Consider the following 6,455-nt stretch of genomic DNA (forward strand, 5'->3'; position numbering starts at 1 on the left):
TCATATGGATCTGCTCACGCCGTCCCCCAAAGTCCAGCAATTGCAAGCGCGCCTGAATGCGTTCATGGATGAACATGTCTATCCGAACGAGGATCGCTACTACAAGGAATCGAACACCGAGGGCCCGTGGGGCGTGCAGCCGGTGGTGGAAGAATTGAAGGCGCTGGCACGCGAACGGGGCTTGTGGAACCTGTTCCTGCCGGAGTCGGAGCACGGCGCCGGCCTGACCAATCTTGAGTACGCGCCGCTGTGCGAGATCATGGGACGTTCGCACCTGGCGCCAGAGGTCTTCAATTGCTCCGCGCCTGACACCGGCAACATGGAAGTGCTGGCCCGTTACGGGACCGAGGAGCACAAGCGCCAGTGGCTACAGCCCTTGCTGGAAGGGCGCATCCGCTCCGCCTTCGCAATGACCGAACCTGCGGTGGCGTCCAGCGACGCCACCAATATCCAGGCATCCATCCGCAGGGACGGTGATGAATACGTGATCAATGGCCGCAAATGGTTCACCACCGGCGCCACCGATCCCCGCTGCAAGATCATCATCTTCATGGGCAAGACCGATCCCCACCGTCCGGAAAAGCACAAGCAGCAATCCATGATCCTGGTGCCGCTGGACACGTCGGGCGTCAACGTGATCCGTCCGCTGCCAGTATTCGGCTTCTATGGCGTACCGGACCGCGCAGCCGAAGTCGTCTTCGAGAATGTGCGTGTGCCAGCCTCCAATCTCCTGTTGGGCGAGGGCCGCGGCTTCGAGATCGCGCAGGGTCGCCTCGGGCCGGGCCGCATCCATCACTGCATGCGCCTGGTCGGCTTGGCCGAACGCGCGCTGGAAAAAATGTGCCGACGCACCCAGGAGCGGGTCGCCTTTGGCATGCCGGTCGCCGAGCAGACCGTTACGCTGGAACGCATCGCCGACTCGCGCATCATGATCGATCAGTGTCGTCTGCTGACGCTGCATGCGGCGCACATGATGGATACCGTCGGCAACAAGGTCGCCAAAGCGCAGATCGCGATGATCAAGGTGGCAGCGCCGAACATGGCCTGCCGGGTGATCGACTGGGCGATCCAAGCCTTCGGTGGTGCCGGCGTCACGAATGATTTCGGTCTTGCCGCTGCCTACGCAACGGCACGTCTGCTGCGCATCGCCGACGGTCCTGACGAGGTTCACCGCAACCAGATCGGCAAGCTGGAGCTGCGCAAATACCGATGAAAGCAGGTTGACGCAAGACCGTTGGCCGTGATCGCTTTAACATTCAATTGCCCTAGTTCACCAAGACCATGCCATGACTGATAATCTCCTGTTGTCCGCCACCCGCAACACGCACTATTACACTCCGGACCATGAACAGTTCCGCGACATGGTCCGCAATTTCGTTGCCCATGAAATCGCGCCTTTCGTCAATGACTGGGACGAGGCGGGCGGTTTCCCTCGCGAACTGTACCGTAAGGCCGCCGAGGTCGGCTTGCTCGGCATCGGCTACCCGGAGCAGTATGGCGGCACGCCCGCCGACGTGTTTTACCAAATGATTGTGGCCGAGGAGGTGGCGCGCGCCGGTTGTGGCGGCGTCAGTGCCTCCCTGTTCTCGCATACGATCGGTACCCCGCCAGTGCTGCACGCCGGCTCGGAGGAACTGAAAGAGCGGATGCTGCCGGGCGTGCTTGCTGGGCAGAAGATTTCGGCACTGGCCATCACCGAACCCGGTGGCGGCTCCGACGTCGCGGGCCTTCGCACGACTGCAGTGCTGGACGGCGACTACTATATCGTCAACGGCGAGAAAACCTTCATCACTTCCGGCATTCGTGCCGATTACTTTACCGTTGCGGTGCGCACCAACCCCGACGTCAAGGGTGCCGGCGGCGTGTCGCTGCTACTGATCGAGGGCGACACGCCGGGCATTACCCGTACACCGCTCGACAAGATGGGCTGGTGGGCGTCCGACACCGCGCATCTGCACTTCGAAGACTGCCGGGTGCCGGCGGCAAACCTGCTGGGTGTGGAAAACGAAGGCTTTCGTATCGTCATGCGCAACTTCAATTCCGAGCGTCTGTTCATGGCCGCCGGCGCCTACGGCTTTGCCCAGGTCTGCTATGCCGATGCGCTGGACTGGGCGCGCCAGCGCAGGACCTTCGGCCTGCCTATCGTCGAACGCCAGGTGATCCGCCACAAGCTGGTCGACATGAGCATGAAAATCGAATCAGTGCGCTGCATGCTGGAGGACCTCGCGTGGCGGGTCGAGCACAAGATCGGCGACCCGCGCCTTCTGGTAGCCCAGACGGCGATGCTGAAAAACTTGGCGATGCAGACCATGCAGTTCTGCGGGGATGAAGCGGTGCAGATCCTCGGCGGAATGGGATACATGCGAGGCACACGCCCGGAGCGCATCTATCGCGAGGTAAAGGTGAATATGATCGGCGGCGGCTCGGTTGAAATCATGAAAGATCTCGCGGCCAAGCAGCTCGCGTTCTAGTGGGTCACTTGGTAACAAAAGCGAGATAAGCGAGTCAAAGGTGGAGAGCACTGCAGGAGACCACCATGAGCCGCGCCCGGAAAAATCCACTACGCCGACTGACTGATGGAGAACGGCAGGTTCTGGAGCAATTAGTCCATGCGCGTAGTGAGCGCGCCGATGTCGTAACATGGGCCAGAGAGTTATTGGCTGTGGCTGAGCGTCACACCTATGCCCAGGCAGCCGCGATAGCCGGACGGCGTTCCGACGAAGCGGTCAGCAAGCTGGTGGCCCGCTTCAACCAGGGCGGATTAGCTGCGCTCGAACCCCATGGCAAGGGCGGCCCCAAACCGACTTATGACGCTGCGGCGCGGGAACGCATTCTGGCTGAGGCCAGGCGAACGCTGGACCCCCAGCGGGATGGCACGGCAACATGGTCTTTATTGACCCGGCTTAGCTTTATTGAACCGAGTTTTCTTTGAAGCATTTCACAGGGAACAAGGGCTAGCTGTTGCAGTATCGCGTTGACGGAATTTCAGGCAGGGTACTCCTCTCTTAATCGAAACAGGCTGACGATATGGAGGCGACCATGGAGCGGACCGATTCCAGACGACTGCCGGTTGCCGTGCTGAATGAACGCCGGCGACGTGCCGTCATGCTGTGCTTGAGTGGGATGACCATTACCCAAGTCTGCACATTGGCAGAACTGGCCAGGGCCACCGTCATTGCCGTCATCAAGGCTTACCAACGCGGGGGCTGGGAGGTGGTTCCAGCGCAGCTGCACCGCGGCCCGCAAAAAGGAGAAGGCTGCATTCTCAATGCAGAGCGACAACAAGCGATTCGGGGCTTGATTCATGCCCATATGCCCGATGAATTGGGCCTGCCGTTTGCATTATGGAGCCGTGCAGCGGTGAGTGCACTGGTCGAGAAGGAATATGGGATGACGCTGCCGGTACGCACCATGGGCAGCTACCTGCAGCGCTGGGGCTTCACGCCACAACGGCCGCTCGACCGTGCATACGAGCAAAACCCAACCGCGGTGCGCGCCTGGCTTGACAAGGAGTATCCCGCCATCGCGCATCGCGCCAAGGCCGAAGGTGGCGAGATTTATTGGGGTGACGAGACCGGCCTACATAGTGATGACGTGCGCGGGCGCAGTTACGCCCCGCGTGGTGATACGCCAGTAGTACGGCCTTGCCACAAGCGAGAGAACGTAGGATTGATGTCGGCCGTGACCAATCGTGGCACCGTGCGTTGGATGCTTCTCAAGCAGGCGATGAATCCGGCGTTGCTAATCAAGTTTCTGCAGCGCCTGGCGCGCGATGCACGGCGCAAGGTATTTCTGGTCCTGGACAATCTGCCGGCACACCATGGCCCTTCGGTGGTGGCCTGGTTGGAACAACATCGAGACCGTATTGAAGTGTTCTATCTGCCGTCCTACAGTCCAGAGCTCAACCCGGATGAACTGCTCAACGCAGACTTGAAGCAGGCGATTACGAAACAGGCGCCGACGCGCCATAAGGGGGACTTAAAGAAGGCGGTGATTCGTCATTTGCGCAAGATTAGCAAATCACCTGATCGCGTGAAGAAGTACTTTCAGCACGACCCCGTCAAGTATGCCGCATGAACTATACTTAATTAGAACTCATTTCATAAATGGCGTCGAAGCAGAATCATGACAAGTGATAGGTGAACAAAGGCGGTGTAATGTTCGATGCAGCGGTCCCAACGTGTAATGACACGCTTGAACTTGTTAAGCCAAGCAAAGGTCCGTTCAACCTTCCATCTCCTTCTGTAGCGACGCAGGGGACGACCGTCCTGTGTAGCTGGCCGGATGCGGCCCTTGCGATGCGGTGCAATCAGTTCAATGCCGCGCTCTGCGAGCCTTTGATCGAGCGGATCACTGTCGTAGGGGGTGCGACCTGAACAAAATGTCATTGCCGAGATCGAAGTCACATGATGGCGATGCGAGGTGGCGATCATGGCGGCGCGAGTGACGAAGAGCAATGGCACGGTGGTGACGATCGAACTGACAGTCGACATCGGCGGTACGATGCTGCAAGCCGAAGAGGCGATCTGCGCAGCACTTAATGAAGCAGGCGTGGCCGCGACTGCGGCGGCGCTGACCCGCTTCGATGCGGACGGCGAGCCGATCGACATCGGCGGCGAGAAGTGGACGGCCAAGACACCGGAGGCCAAGTACTATCAGACGCCCTATGGTGAAGCCCATGTGAGCCGCTACGTGTACCAGCGCAGCATTGGCGGCAGAACATTCTGTCCGCTCGAGCAAGGGGCACGCATCCTGCGCAACGCCACGCCGCGCTTTGCCAGGATGATGGCGCACAAGCTGTCGCTGGGCTCGGCGGCCGACGTGCAGCGCGACATGCAGGAGAACCATGGTCGGCCAATCTCGAAACTGCTGGCGCAGGAGTTGAGCGCGTTCGTCAGTGCAGTGGTACAGGCCAGGGAAGAGACCTGGCACTATGCTACGCCGGGCCTGGACGAGGACATCACGACGGTCGGCGTGGGCATCGACGGCAGCTGCCTGCTGATGTGCGAGGGGCAATGGCGGGAAGCGATGACGGGCACGATCTCGCTGTACGACCGCGCCGGCGACAGGCATCACACGATCTACCTGGGCGCGGCGCCCGAACACGGCAAGCACCGCTTTTACGAGCGCATGGAACGCGAGATGGCGCATGTAAAACAGCTGTATCCGCAGGCGCGCTGGATCGGCATAGCGGATGGAGCACCGGGGAACTGGGAATTCCTGGGGCCGTACGTGGATGAGCAGGTACTCGATTTTTACCATGCGAGCGAGTACGTTACGCAGGCGGCCGATGCGCTGTTCGAGGGTTGTCCGGCTGCCGAACGCAAGGCGTGGCTCGAACAGAGCTGTTCGAGCCTGAAGCACGACTGGGACGGCGCGGCCAGGCTGCTGGCGCAATGGAAGCAGACCGGCACGCGCGAGTGGAAGAAGGAGCGGAGCAAGCTGCTGGCCGAGAGCGTGCGCTACTTCGAGAATCATCTGCATCAGATGCATTACAAGCGCTATGCGGACATGGGATGGCCGATCGGGTCGGGGGTGACAGAGGCGGCCTGCAAGACGCTGGTCAAGCAGCGACTATGCCGCGCTGGGATGCGGTGGACGGAACAGGGAGCGCAGATGATTCTGAGTTTGCGTGCGCTGCTGCTGAGCGAAACGCGGTGGGATCAGTTCTGGCACAAGATCGAGCAATACGGTGTGCCAAAAATCGTCAACTACTAAACATTAAATGGAAGTCGCACCCGTCGTAGGCACGATCCCCAATAAGTCGTCGGGGTCGTCCCACGGTGACGGCTTCATCGAGGGTAGCCTCGACAAGGGTGACTTCATGTGGGCTAGCAGAAGCCGTGTGCACGGCGAGTGGAAGACCATGAGCGTCTGTAATAACCATGAGCTTCGTACCCTTGCCCCGCTTGGTCTTTCCCACTTTGGATCCCCCTTTTTCGCCACTACGAAAGTGCCGTCGATAAAGCATTCGGATAGATCGATTTTTCCTGCTTGTTCCAAGTGTCGCGCCAGTGCTTCGAGTATGTGTCTCATGACGCCAGCCTTGACCCACCGGGTGAAACGTCTGAAGCATGTACAGCCCGATGGGAAGCGGTTAGGTAAATCAGCCCATGCAGCGCCGGTACGCAGCACCCATAAAATGCCGTTAAGCACAGCTCTATCGCTGTGGACCACTGGCCGGCCACGTCCGTCTGCTCGTCGTACGGGAGCCGGAATAAGCGGCTCCAGAATCGCCCATTGTTCTTCGGTAAGTTCTTCTCTTCGCGCCATGATGAAACCCCGTCATGTCGAAAAAAGCGTTGACTACCTATTTATGAAATGAGTTCTAGTGTGGTGTCCCGCAAATAACTTTATATAAATTGAAGTGTCTATTGGCTATGCTGCTGAAACAGGAGTGTGGCCATGGAACGCGGACGTCCAAAGAAAGCGGAAATCACGCTGTCGGAGCAGGA

General features: G+C 59.6%; 7 protein-coding genes and 1 pseudogene. 5 read left to right on the plus strand and 3 right to left on the minus strand.

Features of this window, described 5'->3' with window-relative positions:
* Positions 1-4: 4 nt before the first annotated feature.
* From IGW03_RS32880 to IGW03_RS32895, 4 genes are all read left to right on the plus strand, one after another.
* Positions 5-1,213, plus strand: coding sequence for an acyl-CoA dehydrogenase family protein (locus tag IGW03_RS32880; protein ID WP_228536240.1), 1,209 nt, complete (start codon positions 5-7; stop codon positions 1,211-1,213).
* An 88-nt stretch (positions 1,214-1,301) separates the two neighbouring features.
* Complete coding sequence (locus IGW03_RS32885) at positions 1,302-2,471, plus strand: acyl-CoA dehydrogenase family protein (RefSeq protein ID WP_404822497.1); 1,170 nt, start codon at positions 1,302-1,304, stop codon at positions 2,469-2,471.
* Positions 2,472-2,536: 65 nt separating this feature from the next.
* Positions 2,537-2,932, plus strand: a complete 396-nt coding sequence (locus IGW03_RS32890; protein WP_151638100.1) for a helix-turn-helix domain-containing protein — start codon at positions 2,537-2,539, stop codon at positions 2,930-2,932.
* 107 nt (positions 2,933-3,039) lie between these two features.
* A complete protein-coding gene (locus IGW03_RS32895; RefSeq protein ID WP_194726661.1) occupies positions 3,040-4,077 on the plus strand; it encodes an IS630 family transposase in 1,038 nt (345 codons plus the stop codon).
* Positions 4,078-4,100: 23 nt separating this feature from the next.
* Here IGW03_RS32895 and IGW03_RS32900 read toward each other — a convergent pair whose 3' ends face one another.
* Entirely contained in the window at positions 4,101-4,433 is a 333-nt protein-coding gene (locus tag IGW03_RS32900; RefSeq protein WP_194726662.1) for a transposase, read from the minus strand.
* Between the two features lie 10 nt (positions 4,434-4,443).
* Between IGW03_RS32900 and IGW03_RS32905 the strand changes: the two genes are divergently transcribed.
* Positions 4,444-5,718, plus strand: a complete 1,275-nt coding sequence (locus tag IGW03_RS32905; protein WP_194726663.1) for an ISKra4 family transposase — start codon at positions 4,444-4,446, stop codon at positions 5,716-5,718.
* Here IGW03_RS32905 and IGW03_RS39150 read toward each other — a convergent pair.
* On the minus strand, positions 5,708-6,076 hold the full coding sequence (locus IGW03_RS39150; protein WP_369122961.1) for a transposase: 369 nt from the start codon (positions 6,074-6,076) through the stop codon (positions 5,708-5,710). The genes IGW03_RS32905 and IGW03_RS39150 overlap by 11 nt on opposite strands.
* Positions 6,037-6,273: pseudogene (locus tag IGW03_RS39155) on the minus strand (transposase); the annotation flags it as partial. The gene IGW03_RS39150 and the pseudogene IGW03_RS39155, both read right to left, overlap by 40 nt.
* Positions 6,274-6,455 lie beyond the last annotated feature (182 nt).

This window comes from Noviherbaspirillum malthae (genome assembly GCF_015352985.1).
Taxonomy (GTDB): Bacteria; Pseudomonadota; Gammaproteobacteria; order Burkholderiales; family Burkholderiaceae_D; genus Noviherbaspirillum; species Noviherbaspirillum malthae.

Excerpts from the sequence above, each read along its gene's own strand:
- IGW03_RS32900 (WP_194726662.1), bottom strand. The coding sequence starts at position 4,433 with ATGATCGCCACCTCGCATCGCCATCATGTGACTTCGATCTCGGCAATG.
- IGW03_RS32890 (WP_151638100.1), top strand. The coding sequence starts at position 2,537 with ATGAGCCGCGCCCGGAAAAATCCACTACGCCGACTGACTGATGGAGAA.
- IGW03_RS32895 (WP_194726661.1), top strand. The coding sequence starts at position 3,040 with ATGGAGCGGACCGATTCCAGACGACTGCCGGTTGCCGTGCTGAATGAA.
- IGW03_RS39150 (WP_369122961.1), bottom strand. The coding sequence starts at position 6,076 with ATGCTTCAGACGTTTCACCCGGTGGGTCAAGGCTGGCGTCATGAGACA.
- IGW03_RS32880 (WP_228536240.1), top strand. The coding sequence starts at position 5 with ATGGATCTGCTCACGCCGTCCCCCAAAGTCCAGCAATTGCAAGCGCGC.